Annotated in this window: 23 protein-coding genes and 1 tRNA gene; 2 read left to right on the top strand and 22 right to left on the bottom strand. The window is 26.7% G+C overall.

Annotation, left to right across the window (positions count from 1 at the left end):
- Positions 1-19: 19 nt before the first annotated feature.
- On the bottom strand, positions 20-2,368 hold the full coding sequence (locus BFN48_RS02435) for an ATP-dependent DNA helicase (RefSeq protein WP_069649272.1): 2,349 nt from the start codon (positions 2,366-2,368) through the stop codon (positions 20-22).
- Between the two features lie 197 nt (positions 2,369-2,565).
- Between BFN48_RS02435 and BFN48_RS02430 the strand changes: the two genes are divergently transcribed.
- The gene (locus tag BFN48_RS02430) at positions 2,566-3,003 is read left to right on the top strand and encodes an Hsp20/alpha crystallin family protein (protein WP_069649271.1); all 438 of its coding nucleotides are present in this window, start codon (positions 2,566-2,568) and stop codon (positions 3,001-3,003) included.
- A gap of 45 nt (positions 3,004-3,048) precedes the next feature.
- On the opposite strand, the gene BFN48_RS02425 is transcribed toward BFN48_RS02430, so the two are convergent.
- The 15 genes from BFN48_RS02425 to BFN48_RS02370 all read right to left on the bottom strand — a co-directional run bounded on the left by BFN48_RS02425 (position 3,049) and on the right by BFN48_RS02370 (position 14,043).
- Positions 3,049-3,693, bottom strand: coding sequence for an HAD family hydrolase (locus BFN48_RS02425; RefSeq protein ID WP_069649270.1), 645 nt, complete (start codon positions 3,691-3,693; stop codon positions 3,049-3,051).
- Positions 3,694-3,769: 76 nt separating this feature from the next.
- The gene (locus BFN48_RS02420) at positions 3,770-4,093 is read right to left on the bottom strand and encodes a hypothetical protein (protein ID WP_069649269.1); all 324 of its coding nucleotides are present in this window, start codon (positions 4,091-4,093) and stop codon (positions 3,770-3,772) included.
- A gap of 25 nt (positions 4,094-4,118) precedes the next feature.
- Positions 4,119-4,727, bottom strand: coding sequence for a hypothetical protein (locus BFN48_RS02415; protein WP_083238745.1), 609 nt, complete (start codon positions 4,725-4,727; stop codon positions 4,119-4,121).
- 224 nt (positions 4,728-4,951) lie between these two features.
- Positions 4,952-5,293, bottom strand: coding sequence for a DUF3574 domain-containing protein (locus BFN48_RS02410; protein ID WP_069649268.1), 342 nt, complete (start codon positions 5,291-5,293; stop codon positions 4,952-4,954).
- A gap of 73 nt (positions 5,294-5,366) precedes the next feature.
- Positions 5,367-6,866: a tetratricopeptide repeat protein gene (locus BFN48_RS02405; protein ID WP_069649267.1), complete on the bottom strand. Its 1,500-nt coding sequence runs from the start codon at positions 6,864-6,866 to the stop codon at positions 5,367-5,369.
- A gap of 209 nt (positions 6,867-7,075) precedes the next feature.
- Positions 7,076-7,225, bottom strand: a complete 150-nt coding sequence (locus BFN48_RS12340; protein WP_176718793.1) for a hypothetical protein — start codon at positions 7,223-7,225, stop codon at positions 7,076-7,078.
- A 182-nt stretch (positions 7,226-7,407) separates the two neighbouring features.
- The gene (locus BFN48_RS02400; protein WP_069649266.1) at positions 7,408-8,187 is read right to left on the bottom strand and encodes a methyltransferase domain-containing protein; all 780 of its coding nucleotides are present in this window, start codon (positions 8,185-8,187) and stop codon (positions 7,408-7,410) included.
- Positions 8,188-8,192: 5 nt separating this feature from the next.
- Positions 8,193-8,444 carry an alpha/beta fold hydrolase gene (locus BFN48_RS12895; RefSeq protein WP_423230239.1) on the bottom strand — a complete coding sequence of 84 codons (252 nt, stop codon included), beginning with the start codon at positions 8,442-8,444 and terminating at the stop codon, positions 8,193-8,195.
- Positions 8,441-8,827 (bottom strand): alpha/beta hydrolase family protein, encoded by a 387-nt coding sequence (locus BFN48_RS02395; protein ID WP_479722812.1) that lies wholly within the window; start codon positions 8,825-8,827, stop codon positions 8,441-8,443. The genes BFN48_RS12895 and BFN48_RS02395 overlap by 4 nt, the downstream gene beginning before the upstream one ends.
- A gap of 19 nt (positions 8,828-8,846) precedes the next feature.
- Positions 8,847-8,981, bottom strand: a complete 135-nt coding sequence (locus tag BFN48_RS12750; RefSeq protein WP_278287286.1) for a hypothetical protein — start codon at positions 8,979-8,981, stop codon at positions 8,847-8,849.
- A gap of 621 nt (positions 8,982-9,602) precedes the next feature.
- A complete protein-coding gene (locus BFN48_RS02390) occupies positions 9,603-10,610 on the bottom strand; it encodes a hypothetical protein (RefSeq protein WP_069649264.1) in 1,008 nt (335 codons plus the stop codon).
- A 291-nt stretch (positions 10,611-10,901) separates the two neighbouring features.
- Positions 10,902-11,408, bottom strand: a complete 507-nt coding sequence (locus tag BFN48_RS02385; protein ID WP_069649263.1) for a GNAT family N-acetyltransferase — start codon at positions 11,406-11,408, stop codon at positions 10,902-10,904.
- A 69-nt stretch (positions 11,409-11,477) separates the two neighbouring features.
- Positions 11,478-12,287, bottom strand: coding sequence for a hypothetical protein (locus BFN48_RS02380; protein ID WP_176718792.1), 810 nt, complete (start codon positions 12,285-12,287; stop codon positions 11,478-11,480).
- Positions 12,288-12,347: 60 nt separating this feature from the next.
- Positions 12,348-12,758: a hypothetical protein gene (locus BFN48_RS02375; protein WP_069649261.1), complete on the bottom strand. Its 411-nt coding sequence runs from the start codon at positions 12,756-12,758 to the stop codon at positions 12,348-12,350.
- Positions 12,759-12,954: 196 nt separating this feature from the next.
- A complete protein-coding gene (locus tag BFN48_RS02370; RefSeq protein WP_069649260.1) occupies positions 12,955-14,043 on the bottom strand; it encodes a PRK06851 family protein in 1,089 nt (362 codons plus the stop codon).
- A gap of 185 nt (positions 14,044-14,228) precedes the next feature.
- On the opposite strand from BFN48_RS02370, the gene BFN48_RS02365 reads away from it, so the two are divergent.
- Complete coding sequence (locus BFN48_RS02365; RefSeq protein ID WP_054869943.1) at positions 14,229-14,459, top strand: alpha/beta-type small acid-soluble spore protein; 231 nt, start codon at positions 14,229-14,231, stop codon at positions 14,457-14,459.
- A 23-nt stretch (positions 14,460-14,482) separates the two neighbouring features.
- Here BFN48_RS02365 and BFN48_RS02360 read toward each other — a convergent pair whose 3' ends face one another.
- The 6 genes from BFN48_RS02360 to BFN48_RS02335 all read right to left on the bottom strand — a co-directional run bounded on the left by BFN48_RS02360 (position 14,483) and on the right by BFN48_RS02335 (position 18,455).
- Positions 14,483-15,868: a hypothetical protein gene (locus BFN48_RS02360; RefSeq protein WP_069649259.1), complete on the bottom strand. Its 1,386-nt coding sequence runs from the start codon at positions 15,866-15,868 to the stop codon at positions 14,483-14,485.
- An 87-nt stretch (positions 15,869-15,955) separates the two neighbouring features.
- Positions 15,956-16,231 carry a YkvA family protein gene (locus BFN48_RS02355; RefSeq protein ID WP_069649258.1) on the bottom strand — a complete coding sequence of 92 codons (276 nt, stop codon included), beginning with the start codon at positions 16,229-16,231 and terminating at the stop codon, positions 15,956-15,958.
- Between the two features lie 19 nt (positions 16,232-16,250).
- Entirely contained in the window at positions 16,251-16,727 is a 477-nt protein-coding gene (locus BFN48_RS02350) for a DsrE/DsrF/DrsH-like family protein (RefSeq protein WP_069649257.1), read from the bottom strand.
- Between the two features lie 80 nt (positions 16,728-16,807).
- Positions 16,808-17,191: a universal stress protein gene (locus tag BFN48_RS02345; RefSeq protein ID WP_069649256.1), complete on the bottom strand. Its 384-nt coding sequence runs from the start codon at positions 17,189-17,191 to the stop codon at positions 16,808-16,810.
- A 170-nt stretch (positions 17,192-17,361) separates the two neighbouring features.
- Positions 17,362-17,458 (bottom strand) — tRNA-Sec (locus tag BFN48_RS02340).
- Positions 17,459-17,570: 112 nt separating this feature from the next.
- Entirely contained in the window at positions 17,571-18,455 is an 885-nt protein-coding gene (locus tag BFN48_RS02335; RefSeq protein ID WP_069649255.1) for a GerMN domain-containing protein, read from the bottom strand.
- Positions 18,456-18,465: the final 10 nt, after the last annotated feature.

Raw genomic sequence — 18,465 nt, 5'->3', positions numbered from 1 at the left:
AATTTTATTTGAATTCTTGTTATTTGTACCAAAATTTAAAAACTTTGTCTTCAAGTTCTTTTATATTTTTTACGATACAATAGTTATTCCACTCAACCGGCATTAATTTTTTATATACTCTAGTTGTAAATCTTTCGTCTATTAGCAAAATTATTCCTCTATCTGACTCTGTTCTAATTAATCTTCCTGCAGCTTGGATAACTCTATTAAAACCAGGATAAATATAAGCATAGTGAAAGCCATTACCTTTAAGCTTGTTATAATAAAACCGTAAAATCTCCCTTTCAGAAGACAGCTGCGGAAGCCCTACACCAACTATAATAACTCCATTTAATCTATCTCCAACTAAATCAATACCTTCTCCAAATATTCCTCCCATAACTGCAAATCCTAGCAAAGTCCTTTCCTTATTAGGTGTAAATAAACTTAAAAATTCTATTCTATCGAACTCTTGCATATCTTTTATCTGTTTAACAATATCAAAGCTATTATCTTTGTCTGCAAATATTTCATAAACTTTATCCATATATTCATAAGATGGAAAAAATACAATATAATTTCCTGTTTTCTTTGTTATTAAGCTTTTAATAAGTTTAGCAACTTCATGATAGTATAATTCTCTTTTACTGTATTTAGTAGAAATCGTATCATTTATTAATAGAGAAAAATTATCTTTTGGAAAAGGAGATTCTAATAGCAATATTTTATCTTCAATATCTCCTCCTAATAATTCAAAAAAGTATTTAATAGGTATCAAACTAGCAGAAAAAAATATACATGAACGAGCTCTTTTTGTAATTTTATTTAAATTCTCAGAAGGGTCTAAACACATTAGCTTAACTTTAAAATCCTTCTTTGAATTCGCCAAATAAGTAACATACTTTTCAGAATACAGTTCATAAATTCTTATAAAATTTATGGCTTCAAAATACTGCTCTAATAAATCATTGAAAAAAACTTCATTTTTAACTTGATGTAAATTCTTTTCAACTATATCTATAAAAGTTTTTAACAATTTGTATATTTCTACAGGTTTATTATCTTTTACTAAATATTTCTTTTCAGAATTCTTACATTCTTTTCTAAGCTTAATTAAACTAGAATTAATTGTTTTTGTAATTTCAAATATTTCATTTGATACATCCTTAGTCTTTCTTTTTAATTCTAAAAACTTACTCTTATTTATCTCAGCTGAAAACATTTCTCTTGCTCTATCTACTAAATTATGTGCTTCATCAACTAAAAACACATACTTATCATAATTGTCATAAAAGAAACGCTTTAATTGTACTCGTGGGTTAAATGCATAATTATAATCACATATAACAATATCAGCCCATTCAGACAAATCTAATGAAAACTCAAAAGGGCATATTTTATGCTTATATGCATATTTTTCAATAATATCCCTGCTAAAATCATCTTCGTTAAAAATATCTAAAATGGCTTTATCAATTTTATCAAAATATCCTCTTGCTAGTTCACAGTATTCTGGATTGCAATTAGTTTCTTCCATCGGACATATCTTATCTTTGGCAGTTATCACAATGCTTTTTAGCTTCAATCCATTACTTCTTAATATTTCTAGACTATTTTCAACAACAGTAGAAGTTGTATTTTTTGCAGTTAAATAAAATATTTTTGAACAAATTCCTTCTCCCATTGCCTTTAAAGCTGGAAATATAGTCCCCATAGTCTTACCTATACCTGTTGGTGCACACACAAATAATTTATGATGGTTTAATATTGATCTATATACACCCACTGCAAGTTTTCTTTGACCTCTTCTGAATGAATCGAAAGGAAATTTTAGTTCATTTAAAGAAGCATCTCTTATTTTTATCCAATTCCAATAGTTTTCATAATGTTTTATAAAATAATCCATTATACTGTTAAAGAAATCTTCTAACTCTTTAAATCCAATATCAAAGAAAAAGCTTTTATACTTTTCTTTATCAATTTGAAAATATGTTAGTTGTATTGAAATGCTATTAATATTGTTTTCTAAACAATAGAAATAAGCATATATTTTAGCTTGAGCTAAGTGTAAACTATTGTATTTAAAATTTTCATTATGTATATCAATATAAGTTGATTTAATCTCTTCAATTACAACTTTATCATCACTTTTATATAACCCATCAATTCTACCACTAATCTCAATTAAAGTATCATTATAATTAACAATATGTTTCAAAGGAACTTCACTTTGATAATCTTCATCTCTCATCAAACGTACTCTTTTATGAGCTTTTGTCCCTTCAACAGCTCTATTCTTACCTTTAATAATATTTATAATATCTCCAGTTTTAAAAACAAAGCTTACTAAATTACGAACTGAAATTTTTATATGATTTACAGAGTTCATTATAATCCATCCCTTATATTTCTTAAGTATAATTATAGACTAAAATAATATAGTTATCATCTTTTATTAATTATTTTTCTTTCCAAGTAAAATCTGTTTTTCCGTGATTATCCATTGTTTATGTGACTAATTTACAAAATTTTGTATAAAATATATAGAAGAAATACAAACCATAAGTTTATAAGGAGGTTAAAGTTATGCCTAACTTAACGCCTTATAATAGAAGAAGAAATCATATGAGAAGCTTTATTAAAAATTTCTTTGATGATGATTTTTTCTTAAGTTCACCTGATTTTTTTAACACCAGTGGATTATCAATGAGAGCAGATATAAGAGAAACTGATAAAGAATATATTATAGAAGCTGATATGCCTGGCTTTTCAAAAGATCAAATTGATATTACAGTTAACAATGGTTATATAACTATTAAAGCAAATAGAAAAGATATAATCAACGAAGAAAAAGAAGGTTATATTAGAAGAGAACGTAGATATGGAACTTTACAAAGAACTTTTAGACTTCAAAATGTAAAAGAAGATGAAATAAAGGCTAAATATGAAAATGGAGTATTAAAGATAACTCTTCCGAAAATTAAAGAAGGAAAAGATGGTATAAGAAAAATTGATATAAATTAATTTAAAAAGCGGCTAACTAACTGCTAGCCGCTTAGCTTTTTTATCCTAAGCAATTTCTTTAAAGTCTTTTATATATTTATCTGCTAAGCTACAAATCTCATCTTTATATGGAAAAGAAAACTCATCTGCAACAGCAAAAACCTTCATTCCTGCTCTTTTAGCAGCTAATACCCCGGCATAAGTGTCTTCAAAAACTAAACAGTCCCTAGGATTTACCTTTAAATCTTCAGCTACCTTTAGAAAAACATCAGGATGTGGCTTGCCTTTTTCGACTTCACAGGATGTTCTTATAGTGTCAAAGTAATGAAGTATATTATGAGTTTTCAATACTTCTGTTGCTAATTCTCTAGAATTACTTGTTCCAATACCTAATTTTGTACCTTTTTGTTTAAGATACTCTATAAACTCCTTTACACCTTTTTTTAATGGAACTCTGTTCTTATAAAAATCATAAGCCATAGCATTCCATTCTTCTTTTATTTCTTCAATTGATTCTTTTAGATTAAACCTATTTTTAAAATATATTGCTGTTTCTGTGAAACTCATTCCTTCGATAGCTTTCTGCAAATCTTCAGGTAGCTTAATACCTCTTTTAGCCAAAAAATCTATATCGATTTGTTCCCAAATCCACATTGAATCTACAATAGTGCCATCCAAATCAAATATTACTGCTTCTACTTTGCTAAACATAAATAAACCTCCAAAATTAATTGCTTTATTATTTACTCTATTATATTCTAATATTTTGCCGTTAGTCTAGTCAATTCTAAAAATTATTTAAATAAAATTCTTGCAACTCTACGTCACTACTAAATTCTAAATTCTCTCCAAATACTACCTTATCACGAACTTTTTTCTTAAAATTTTCAAGAGTTAATTTGGTAAATATATAAATATTTTCTCCATTAGTAAATTTGAATTCATCCTCTGTATTACATAAAATTCTCTCAACTTTTTTCATTCTTCCTCTTACTGTATCCCACCACTCAACGTATCCCGTTTCTTTATTATATACTGCACCTGCAGCTAATAATACTGTTGTATCTGTAGGACTCTCAACCAAGTAAACTGTATTTTTTCTTAATTCCATATAAGTTCCTCCCCCTAATTATGCTTTAAAATCTAGGAATATTAACTTCATCTGGATATGGAAATCTTTCATTATGATATCTTAAAAACAACAAATAATTCCTTAAGTCCTTATAATACTCTTCAAAAGTTCCAATTTCCCGATTTCTATAAGCATGAATAGCATTGCGTCTATGTTGTACATGTAAAACCCATTCGTCCCATTTATAATTTTCTTCCCATATTCTTTTCTTAAAAAAATGCCTCATTCTTTCTAAATCCAATACATCTGGATCTATTAACTTATCACCCTTTCTTATTGCATCTATATCATCTTTATAATCCTTATAAAATATTGAAAGAAATAATTTCATAGTTCCTTCTACCAAACTTCCTAAATTAGCCCAAGCCAAAATTAATCTACCACTTTCATTTTCTATATCCTCATTATTATTTTGTATCCACAACTTAAGACACTTTGATAATGAAACTTGCCAATCAAGTCGAGATTTACTTAGTAATTGTGCTGCCTCTAATGGAGCCCAACCATGTGCATTTGACCAAAAATCATTTAAACATTTATTAAAATTAATTATACGCTTAACTACTTCTTCAATTTTCATTGATTGTATATCTCTATTATCAATAAACATCATAAAGTTTAACTCCCTTTAAAACAAATCTTCTATTTAAATTTCTAGAATTGCAAATATAAATCCTATTAGAATATATGAAAAAAATATTTTGTCTTATATCCACAAAAATTTTTATGCATATATCTTTTCTTAATTAGCAAAAGAGCGTCTACTATATAATAAATTATATAGTAAACGCTTTTTTATTATATAGCGGCATAACAATATACTTTTTTTCACTTAATTTATACAAAGTATAATGAATTATCTATTTCAAAACATATTGACTCTGATATAGTTTCTTTCTTTATCCATAATGCTAAATCGTAAATTACTTTAGTTGCTTCTTCTAATTCATTTACATAAATAATAATTATTTTAGTTTTCATATCATTCATTTTGTTTTCCTTAGTTTTCCAAAAACCTCTACCCTCTATTACTGTAAAACCAGTACTAATATTGGTTAATTTATCTATTGATTTTTTTAATATACTATCTGTTATTTCATCTGGTATATTCTTTCCATCTCCATATTTCAACGGAACATATAATATTATTTTATGCGCCAATTTAAATTTAAATTGCATTATTGCCCTCCTTCTTATCAGTTGCTTTTTAGTTATGTTTTTCTAATTTATAGTAAATTACATATATATTAAATTAAAAAAAGTAATCTATAATCCTCTCTGCTTCTTCTCTAGATATTCCTTTATCTTTCATGACTTCTTCTATCAATTCTTCTCTTAACTTATCAATACTTTTAAAAAACTTTATTACAGATAATTTAATTACCTTACCATTATATTTTCTTACTCTATGATTAATTTTACTATTTTTCTTGATTATTTGTTTCATTTTCTTCTTAAACCATTCCACTTTATTATCTTCTTTTAATTGAGTATAACAATCAATTAAAATTTTATAAGCTTCAATTCTATCAGATGATTTTTCTATTGCTCTTTGTGCAAATAAAATACCTTTTTCGTAATCTTTTAATATATTTATACATGCATCAGCTAACTGTATATACGTATTAGCATCTTTAATGTCATAGTTATACACTTCTTCTATAATTAATTTTAATTTATCTTTTAATTCTAATTCTTTACATGCTAAAATATAGTTGTTAATTGATTCCAGAATAAATTTCTGTATTTCCTTATTCTTTAGTTTACTAAAAACTTTTTCATAGCACTGCAGAGCCATTTTATAATCTTTTTTATAAAAACTTATGTCTCCTTTTAGTTTGTAATTAATTTCTGTATCTGATTTTATTTTCAATGATTCATCAATAATCTTTTCAGCATAATCCCAATATCCTTCATCTATAAGCATAGCTGATAAATTATAATATATATATTCATTATTTGGCTCTATTTGCAGACCCTCTAAATAAATATTTATTGCTTTCTGAATAAAACCATAATTTTCATAAAATACCCCAATATTCAAAAAAGCATCAGCATTTCCTGGCTGAAGCTTAGCTTGAGTTCTAAGACACTCTTCCATTAATTTAAGTTCTACTAAGTTATAAAAAGCATATCCTAATTTCTCCCAAAGGTATATTTTATCCCCTTTAAACAGATTTTGTGAATCCTCTAAAACCTCTTTTAACAATTTCATACATCTTTTTAGTATATCTTTTCTTTTTTCCTTATTTAGTTTATTATTTTCTATATAATCTAATATTTTTTCAACCTCTTCAAGTTTCCACTTCGAATATACCTCCTTAGGTATAGGTACATTTGTCCCGATTCTTTCTTCTGGTATATTGTTAATAATCCATTCTCTAGTATCATAAGCTATTTTCGTATTTCTAAGTTTTATAACCAACCATTTACCTGGTCTATGCATATAAGAATTTTGATAATAGATACTTCTAAAACCTCTTTTAAACACTTCTACAGGATCATATGGTGATAGTTTATATTTGACCTCATGTGTTATTCCGTAATAATATTTCTTATAAATGTTATAATATGGACTCTTAGTTTTACCTTGTTCCATCATATCTAAATACTTATCAACAGTTACTTTTTCATTTGATTTTTGCTTTTTACTCGCATTTCCGTTATCTGTTTTTACGTTCCTCTCTAATAATTTCTTTAGAAATTGTCTCCTTTCCTCTCTTTTTTTAAACCAGATATAAATATTAGCCATATTAATCCCTCCTTCCTTATAAATATATACAACCGTGAAAATTTTTCGGTTACGCTAAAATCTTTAAACGTTTAAAAATACAGCAACAAAAAATAAAACCAAGAGCAATATAACCCTTGGCGTAAAACTATTATCTTCTTCTATTTTTATATCTTAATATTTTCATAAACTCTCTTTTCTTGCTCTTTTTACTTTATCAAAGTTCATATTTAGTATAATGTACTCTTACCTGTACCGATATCACCTTTAATGTAATATATTTTTTCTGCTTCTTGTAAAATAATAACTGTAAATTCTACCCATCCTTTTTGGAGTATATGCACTACCAAATTAATGTCTATCTTTTCCTGGTTCTTCACTTACTTTAATACCTTCAAATATTTCTTCGCTCAATTCTTTAGTTTCTATATTAACTTTTCCAAAATCTATTGCTTCACTATTTTATGTACTATGTCTTTATATAAGTCTTGTTGCTTCTAAATATTTATATACAGTTCTAATATTATACCTATTACTGTGAGTCTATGTTATATGCTTTTTATTATAATTTTTTTGCTAGAAATAAAGCTACTAATTGTTTCTTCCTAATATTACCACCATATTTTTCTATAATATCTTTTATTCCATTAAATAAAGCTTCTCTATCATTTTCAGGTAATAATCTGTGCCTTGAGTGGGTATTTAGTAAACTAATATATTCATCGGATGTATAAAAATCATCCCAATTATATTCTTTGACCATTAAATCTTTAAATAAATTTGTTCTTTGAATTGTATCTTTAGTCTGATTTATTACTTCTTCAGGAGTAGGCATTTTTGTATCATCTAAATCAGAAGCATATCTTTTGTATAATTTTCTTATATCTGAATATAAATTATCATATGATTGCACGTGTATAGTCCAGAAAAAACCTATTGTTCCTTTTTCATTTAATAATTTTGCTACTTTAGGATATCCCACTTCGGGGTTTATAAAATGAAAGGCAGTTGCAGATATTGCTAAATCAAATTCACTTCCATCTTCCTCCCATTCTTCAAAAGATGAATTGTATACTTTTATTGTACATTCTTTTCTAAACTTTTCTTTTGTTAGTTTTGCTAGTTCACTTCCTAGTTCTATACATGTTATGTTTTTATAACCAAGATCTATAAAACCTTGTGTTGCTTTACCTGTTCCACAACCTATTTCTAATATTTTACCATCCTCTTTAATACCCGAATATTCAACTATGTCATAAAATAATTCTTTTGGATATGTAGGTCTAATTTTTTCATATTCTTTTGCTATTTCATTAAATGTTTCTTTTCTTTCTTTTATCATTCTTTTCACTCCTTATATAGTCTCTTATTTTTAATATTTTTAATCATTAGTTTAATTTCATTGATAATTTTATCCAAATGATTATCTTTGAATATATTATTATGTCCTGCATTTTCTATTAACAATAATTTTTTATTAATGGATGGGCATATTTCATATAATTTTTCACTCATGAACTTAGGTATGAAATTATCCTGTGCCCCATGAACAAATAAAATAGGTACATCTATTCTGCTAACTGGTTTTTGATTATCTATTTTTTTAATTTAGGGTCAATCACCACATCCTTACCTGTAGCACCAAAGACCATAGCCAAATCTTCAAATCCAGAAAATGCAGATATACAGATATAACCTTTTATCCAGTCATATATTACTGAACTCTTATAAGAATTCAAACATGTAAAGCAACCTAATGAATAGCCCATTAAAATAGTGGGAATAGACTTATCAGCTACACTATAAACTTTCTCAATAACTTGTTCTCCATCTTTTAAAATATTTTCGATTGAAGGACTGCCTGTGCTATTACCATAACCTCTATAGTTAAAAGCATAAATATTTAGTGAACATTCTGAATTTAATCTGTGAAATAGATTTACCATAAATGAAATATTTCCACCGTTTGGTGGAAAAAATATTAAATTTCCTTTTAAATTTTTACTTTACTAATAACCAAAAGTCTATTTTCTCTCCATCTGACAATTGAATAAAATCCTTCTTACCAATAAACCTATTTTCACTGTCATGATTATCTTTGCAAACCATAAACAAGTCCTTTTCTGAAAAAAACATTTTCTCCCCCATTATTACACTTCCTTTCATATTTTATCTTAAGGGATACAGATACAAAGGTACGGTTCTCTTGTTTCTTCATGTCTTTGCAACAATATTTACTGCAAATCCTGTTATTCTTGCTATTTATCTTATTAATAATCCCTCTATCACTTTTTCTTAAACAGGCATCCCTTTTTTTCCTTATCCAACTTTTTTAATTTCCTCTATCGATTGGATACTTAAATGTTGTTTTATGGTCTCAAGTTCCTATTTATCATTTAGTTTTTTTATCTACAAACATCCCAAGTATTAACTGTGTATCTACTACTTTATTCGTACTTTTTATATATTCATGATGGATACTCCATTGATATTAGTCTATACTATCTACTATTCCCGCTTTTAATGGATTTCGATGGATGTATCTTATTACTGTCAATAAATATTTATCATCTTCTACTGACTCACTTTTTTATCTATCCTGAAATAAATGTTCTTTCCTTTCATACTTTCAGTTATATCAATAAACATAACTTACACCTATTCGTTTCATCATCTTAGATAATGGTTGCATTGCAATAGAACCGTCCCCTTGTTTCCCTTTGTTTTCTGAAATTCCTTTCCACCTAAAAATTCATTTTAATTTATACCAGAATAAAAAATAATTAATAAACATCTGAAACTCAAATCATTAACTCTTCTTTTAGATGTTCTCCAATCTTTTTCCAGTGCCAAACCTGTATAAGGTCCCCATTTTCTAAAATAATAATGATTCATTCTTTTTGTAAACAATCCGTCACTTTTTTCCATAAATTTTATAATAATTTCAACTTGTTGTTTTAATTCTGTAATCTCAGTAACTACTCCTAATCTAGATAATAACTCCATACGATGAAACCACATCATCCATTCATTATCCTTTAATTTATCTAAACTAGGATTGAAATTATTCATACAAAATGAAGCTGGAGATATTAATTGAGATCTTTCAAGTACATTAATTTCAGGAATAGGAGAAAATTGTATTAATTTTTTTATTGAATTAACAAGCATCTTTTTATTTTTTTCATTTCGCCAGTTTTTAGTATGTGCAAGAAGCCTAAGATGATATATGCTTGGCCACATAACTCCTTCTGAAAAAACTAGTTTATTCTTATACTTTTCGGTTATTTCACTTATTGCATTAATATTTGTAATATATCTAAAAACATCTAATGCTTCTTCAATTTGCTTTCTTACAAATAATCTATTTTCTAAACCTGCATATGCAAAAAGTGTTGCTCTTATTAATTGTGAACCACCAAATCCTTTGCTATCTAAAATCTTCCCAACCCTATACAAACAACCATTATCAAATGTAGCATCTCTTTGTTCTAATTCGTACAATAATTTATTGTATGCCGGATAATCACTTTCAAGACCTTTCTCAAAAAAAACCCTAACAGCAGCTTCAACTCCTTTTTCACTGTGAAAATCCTCATCTATCCACCCAGTTTCATTTTGTAAACTAATAAATTTTTTCACTTCTTGGTCATCCAATATATGCTGCTGCAGTCTTGAATCTAACTCACCATAAATTTCTTTTTTTATTCGATATTTTATAGATGGACATCCTTCTTTTAATAAGTATTTAATCAGTTTTTGCATAATCCCCCCCAGTTTAAATAGCGTAGTGCCAGAAATTTAGAATTATTTTAACGCTTAAAATCGTATAAAATTAAATTATATTCTGTAATATGATAAAAGCATGTGACATCTTAACGATATTTATACTTGCAATATACTACATGCTTCGTGTATTATGCTATAAGTACTATTTAATCATAAAAACTTAAAAACCTCCTATGTTTAGAAAATATATCACATTGCTATATATAGTGATTACATAATCAATCATATTTTTGTGAACAGATAATTTAGTTATTTCTAAAAAACATTTTAATATTTCTTTAAATTAAACCCTAAAATTTGCACTTCATCTTTTTTATCTAGCCTCTTATCATAGTTTTTTCTTAATTGAATCATATTAAGATGGTCAAAGCCACATTCTCTATAAAACTTTATCGCACTTATATTTCTTGGTATAACATCAACAAATATCGAAACTATACCTATTTCAGTCATAATCTCGTCTAATTTAGCCATAGCATATTTTCCTATACCCTTTCCTCTATATCTTTCTACTATATATAAGTCTTCCAACCAAGCTACATTTTGTCCACCATATCTAACATAGAAAAACCCTATTACTTCTCCATTACAAAAGATATTATAAACACTTCCTGTATTTCTCCATTCTTTTAAAGTTTCTTTTCCTTCTTCAAGTGTATGCCAGTACTGCTTAGGTGCATTATTTAATTTCCTATGATAATTCAATAATTCTGTAATCATTTCTGCTGTAATTGTAAACATATCCTCATTAAGTTCTTTTATTGATATATCCATCTTAATCCCCCGCTTTCATTGATATATACATAGCTTTCGCAACTTAATTTCTAGCATTGATACCTAGTCTCAATCTCTAAAAAAATCAGATTCATAAGTTCCAAGTTTGTAATTCTCATCATCAACATAAATCATGTTGTAATTATATGTATATCCTCCAACCATATCTTTTTTAAGTTTTAAATTGTTTTTAGTACCATCTATGATTATATGCATATCAAAAAGCTTTTTCCCTTTCACAAAGAAACCTTTTACTCCGAATACTGAAATATGTATGTAATTTTCATTTCTATCTATAGAATTTATAAGATACCTAAACTCATATCCTCCTTGATATAACCGTCCATCCTTGAAATGTAAACCATTACCTTTTAAGTCAATCCAATAACCTTCCAAAGCTTTTTGTAATGATAAATTCCTTCTATTTAATTTCTTAGTTTTAATTTTTTTAGCTTCATCTTTATCAATTAACTCTGGATAATTCACATTTGAATAAATCTTCTCAATCTGCTCCCCTAGATTGCTTTCACTTTTATAATAGTTGCCATTATAAAATATTATATCTTTAATCACAGTAATTTGCTCATATTCTGCTTTTGTATTTGAATGAATAAATATTTTGATTTTATAATATATCACGTTTTGTTTTTCTTTGCTTTTTCTTAAATTTGATTCTTCGATTAAAGAAATCAAATTATCAATATCCTTTGGATTAGTAATCTTTTTATATTTTTCTCCAATCTGTATCTTAATAAAGTCTATATCTTCTTTAAAAGTTAATTTAGCATAGTTATCACATCCCACTAACATAATACTACTTATCCATATCATTAGAAAAATATATATGTTTTTTTTAATCACACTCCACCCTTTCTTCATTTGATTTTTTCATATAAGGAACAAAAATTTTAATCTCTCCATAGCCATTTACATCTGTTATTATTTTATTGACTTGACAAAATCTTCTATTTTCTCTAAATTAAGCTCAGATTCAATGATATCATAAGAAATACCATTTACATTTAATGGATTAACAAAAGTTATTCTTAAAATGTTCTTATCATTAATATAAAAATCTGCATAATAAATGTATCCATCAAGTTCTAGTTGAAGCTCACTTTTTTTCAATTTATAACTATTTACGTATTTTAGAAATTCATTTATTTTTTCTTTATCTTCTGTTTCAATCAACTCACCAGTTCTTCCATCATGAAATGAGATTTTTGTTATATCTTTATAGTTTATTTGTACAATATCCTGTATTTTTTCAAATCTTTCCTCTGAACATCCACTAAAAATCAAGTATATACTTACTAAGTATAAAATTAATATAGAAAAATTTTTATACATTTTAACCTCCATTAATATGAACTTATCCTCTATCAAAATGTAAACATATTTCCTCTGCCCATAGTCCTTCTGTAATCTTTAACTATATATTACCACAAATCAAAAAAGTAGGTAAAATATTGAATTGATTTCATAAATATTTTATCAAGAATTTAAAAAAATAACACCAAGGGCAGTATACCCTTGGTGAAAACTTTTATCTTCTTCTATTTTTATATCTTAATATCCTTCTTACTATCTCTTTTCTTGCTCTCTCTACCTCATCAAAGTTCATGTTTGGTACATAGTTTGTTTCTAGTAAGTCATGTGTTTCTTTGGCTTTTTTAATAATCTTTATTGCATTTTCTATTAAATCATTCATTATTGCCTTATCATATTCAAGCTCGCTTTGATATTTTTCGATTAACTTCATATCTAAGAATTTATTCAAATCTATAACTTTTTTATTCTTATCTTTAAACATTTCGCTAGTTGTTAATCCAACATTTATACCTTTGATAAATACTGTCTCTATTTTTTCTGGTATAAGTGGTGTATGATATACTTCAACATCTAATCCTCGTCTCTGTGCTTCTTTATATACTCTTTCTAATAATGTACTCTTACCTGTACCGATATCACCTTTAATGTAATATATTCTCTCTGCATCTTGCAAAATAGTATCTGTAAATTCTACCCATCCTTTTGGTGTATATGCACTACCAAATAAATGTCTATCTTTTCCTGGTTTTTCACTTACTTTTATATCTCCAAATATTTCTTCAATCAATTTTTGAGTTTCTATATTTACTTTTCCAAAATCCATTGCTTCACTATTTTTATCAACTATGTCTTCATATATAGGTTTTGCTGCTTCTAAATATTTATATGCAGTTCTAAATAATCTACCTACTTCTTTATTAGTTTTTAATACATTCTCTTTATTTTTTTCCATTTTGTCTACATCCCAGTAGTCACCTAAATGTATTATTTCATCTACTGCTCCTGGGTTTTTAGGGTCAACTACATGTGGTGCTGTACCATCAATCATTGCTACGTTTAGCTCAGGAATAACAATTCCATCAATAGAATTATTGTCAGATGAACAATGATGATATTCAACATCATAACCTAATTCTAATAAATCTTGAGCTACTCTCTTCATCATAGAAGACTTGCCTACTCCTGGACCACCTTTTACAACAAAAATTCGGTTTGCATCGTCTTCTATTATATAGTCGTAGTACGAATAAAATCCTTTTGCAGTATTACCTCCTGGAAATACTCTTTTGATTTTACCTTTCATTATAATCCTCCTTTTCAATTGATATTCATTTTCGTCCATATCATATCTATTTTATAATTTATTCGTAATTCTAAATTTTTGTGTATGTCCAGTTTTAAGTCTTATATATAATTTGGTAAATTTATCATGATTTAATTAAACAAATATTAGGAAAACTATAAATAAAAAAGAAAGGAGTTGTTGAAATGGCAAGAAGAAATAGACCTGCGCCAGAAGCGCGACAAGCTTTAATGGAATTAAAACTAGAAATTGCAAGCGAACTAGGTCTTGATAAAATACACGAAAGAGAAGACATAGACCCAATTACAAGAGAAGTTTTAAAAAACGGTGGTAAATATGCAGGATATGTAGGAGGATACATGGTTAGAAGAATGATAGAACAAGCAGAACGTGATTTAGCAAATAAACTTAAATAATACATAAAGTAGGGCAATACGCCCTACTTTAATATTTCTACTGAAAATGAATCTATCCATATATCACTTGCTTTTTCAGAGGTAATATAAATCTTTATATACTCTCCTGCATCTGTATTTATATTTAAATTATATAGAGTCCAGTTATCTTTAATAATATATATTTTTTTACTAACCTTGCTGAGAATTTTATCTTTATTCGTTAATTCCAAAGTTATAACAGCATCTTGTGTTTGATTAGAATTTATCCACATAGAAATATCTACATTCCTATTTTTTAGATAATCGAATTTTTCATTGTTCAAATCAACTAATCCTATTAAGAAATCATTATTTTTTCCTTCTGGAATACTTACCTTTAGCGAATAACTACCTCGGAAAAATTTTTCTTCAGAAATACTCGCTACATTTGTTTCACCTAATGAATTAATTATCTCCTCATCAAAGTAACTTAAAAGCTCTTCATCATCATAAGTATCATCACTTTCTTTATCTACAATATCATATTGATCAAATATATTATTTTCTTGTGTTTCGCTTTTATCTTCTAAGTCATCTATAGTGATTTCTTCATTCATTGTAACTTTTGTTTCTTTATTTAACTTTATCATCTTGCCTATTGAAATAGCTGCAAATGGCAATAACATAAGTGCAATTATACCTAGAACAAGAGCACTTTTCTTAATTTTGAATTTCATTTTTCTCTTCTTTAGATTTGTTCTAACAGAATGAATCTTTCTTCCTTCTTCTCTTTCTGGATTAATTAATCTATATATTTTAGATGATTTCAAATCTTTTAATACTTCATCAAAAGTTACATATCTTTCTTCCAAACACTTTACAATTATTTTCTGTATATCTGGTGGTATTTCTTTAGATATTTTATCGTTTGAAATTTCATTACCGTCAAAAATTATGTGTAATAAATTAGCAATATCTTTTAAGATTTGGCCATATGATACAAGTTTATCATCAGATAAAATTATTAGTCCTGTAAAAATCAATTTATTATTTTGATCTACTTTAATATTGTTACTTTGTACAGCTGATGATATAACTTCTAATGGTAAATATTTAATCTTATTTATTTTCTCTAAAATTAAAGTTGCATAATTAATTTGATTGCTAAGTGTAATTTTATTTTTTTGAATATGTTCATAAATATCTTCATAGACATCATGTCTAGTAATTATGTAAACAGCTTTTTCAGTTTCTTCAACCTTTTCTACTAAATCAAATTCTTCTTTTAATACAATTAGTTCTTCTTTTTTAAATAAACTCTTGTCAAATAAAATATTTACTAGATACTCTTCACCAGAAATTTTCCCTTTACATCTTAAAATTTTCTGGTATTTGTTCTCAATATATATGTCTATGACGGTAAGATTTTCAAATATTTTACTCGACATATAATCTTCCTTTCGATTGATTATATGTCTATTTTACCATTTTTTATATGAATTGTCACAGTTTTTAGACATCAAATATGAATATATTTAATCTTTTTCGTCTTTAACTTCATATTCGACATTTTCTATTATTTTATTCTCTTTATTTATATATTCATCTAAATCCTTAGCTAGCTTAGCTAAAATGTACATTATCAAAACGATATCATCAATTATACCAAATCCTAATATTGGTTCTGGTAATAGATCGATTGGACTAATTAAATAGATAAGTCCTAATATAATCCATATCTTTTTTAAAAATGGAACTTTTGCATCTAATAAATATTTTATAGCTGTAGATGCTCTTTTAATAAAAGACATAATGTCCCCCACCTTTAATTTATATGAATAATTGTATATCTGACTCTAAAGCATCTTTGAGATATTCATATACTTCTATAATTTCTACTTCTGGTATTAATTCTTCTTTTTTAAAGCCCATTACCTCTTGTGATAACTTACAACCATAGAATTTAACCCCTTTTTTTCTAGCACCATTTAAAAAATCAATAAGTAGTGGTTTATTGCTTTCTTTCATCATCTTTTTTAACATTTTCTGTCCCATTCCACCCATATTCATTTTTGATAAACTCAAATTTTCAATTCCCTTTGGTATAAAAAGACTAAATATCTTTTGAAGAAAAGATTTCTTTTCAAATTCCAATTTATCTGGATCTCTTATAACTAATAAGCCCCAAAATGCAAAAAACATAGTTACATCTATACCTAAATCCTTGGCACCATTAGCAATAATTAAAGAAGCTAAAGCTTTATCATAATCACCACTGAATACTAGTAAATTTAGTCTTTTTCCCATAAAAACACTCCCTTGGATAAATATATATTACTTATAGCATTTTTATTATTCCCAAGAGAGTTTGTTTAATTCAACTATTCCTAAACAATAGTAAAGTCAACAAATGGTAACATCTGCTTTAGTTTCATGGCTATTTTATGATCTTTTAAATCATCACTATCTGGTGAAGCACCCATAATAATATTAGTAATATTGTGCTTCTTAGCAAAATCAGCCATAGCTTTCACTACGTCTTTTGACCTTAATACAGTTAAATCAGCACCTACTTTTTTTGAAACATTAAATAAATATTCTAAAGCCTCTCCATCACTTGAATTATTCAAGAACTTATCTTTTTCGTTAACTACATGTATTACAAATAATTTATCATTATCGCTTCTTACAGCCTTATATCCTTTCATTATTAATCTTTCACAAGTTTTTTGCTGTGTAACACAAACCATTATATTTTTTCCTGATCTCATAGGAAATCCCCTTTCAATAAGCAATTTATACTTAAATGTGAATATATTTTCCATACCTCACTACTATAATTATACCAATCCCAAAATTAAATTCAAAGAATGTAACAAAAAATGCAAAAAATAAAAAAAAGCGACTTTCATGCCGCATATCTTCTCTAAATATTAATTAATGGCGGGGATATGTGGGAATCGAACCCACCCAGGACGCTCCTAACGCCCCGTACTGGTTTTGAAGACCAGAGGCAACACCAGCTGCCATCTACCCCCATTACTGCTGCAATATTAATTATAGTTACTTTTTAATATATTTTCAAGTACTTTTTTACTCTAACACATGGAAACCTATAAAAAAGTCTTTTAATTTTAATAAAATGTTTTTTTACTTTATGTTTAGAAGAAAGTTTTTGTTCAATATTTCATTAATTTTAAATCTACCATTTCTTAAAATTAAGATAAACTCCTGCTCATGAATTTTCTTATTCATATCGTTGTTATAGAACAATTCTAAAACTACATAAACATCTACAAATTTATCATAATTATTTATTTTATATTCTTTCACTAAATATTTTGAAATATTACCATAATAGTCTTGAAAATAAGATTTCATAGTATAATAATTTATATTTTTGTCTCCATTAATATGAAACAAATTAGCAACTTCAATATAGTTTTGATTAATAATATTATCATAATATTCTATAACTGTACTGATTGGACTAACATATTTATTATTGATAATTAATGAACTAGGCTCTTTCGGTTTATCAATAGTAAAATATTTATAAAATACTTCTCTAGCTTCACCCTCTATAAGTATCTGTACTTTATCCACATTCTCAATCTGTGCAGCTGAATTAATAATAGAATATAGTACTAACGCCTCTTCTTTTTCACTCATACTTCCTTTTAATAGTTCCTTTGAAAAATTCAAATATATAACTTTCCCAACAATATCAGTTGAAATTAATCTTGTTTCTGAAGGTATTAAACTGGTTAATTCTTCATTTTTTGTTCCTTTTAGCAATTCTTCAATAATTATTTTTTCAATCGGCTGGTTTCTTATATCAACCTCTCTAATTTCAGGAACTAAATAGTTTAAATCCTTATCTGGAAAATAGAGAGTTATATTATGAATATTTTTTTCTGGAAAGGGATTAATAGGCAAGTAACTATTTGACTCATCATAAATTATTTTATTTTCATTACAACCAGTAAAAAAGAAAATAAAAATCAAAGTTAATATTAAGATTTTACTTTTCATCTTAACCCTC

Source organism: Caloranaerobacter ferrireducens, assembly GCF_001730685.1.
GTDB lineage: Bacteria > Bacillota > Clostridia > Tissierellales > Thermohalobacteraceae > Caloranaerobacter > Caloranaerobacter ferrireducens.
This window is presented reverse-complemented; position numbering and strand designations above follow the sequence as displayed.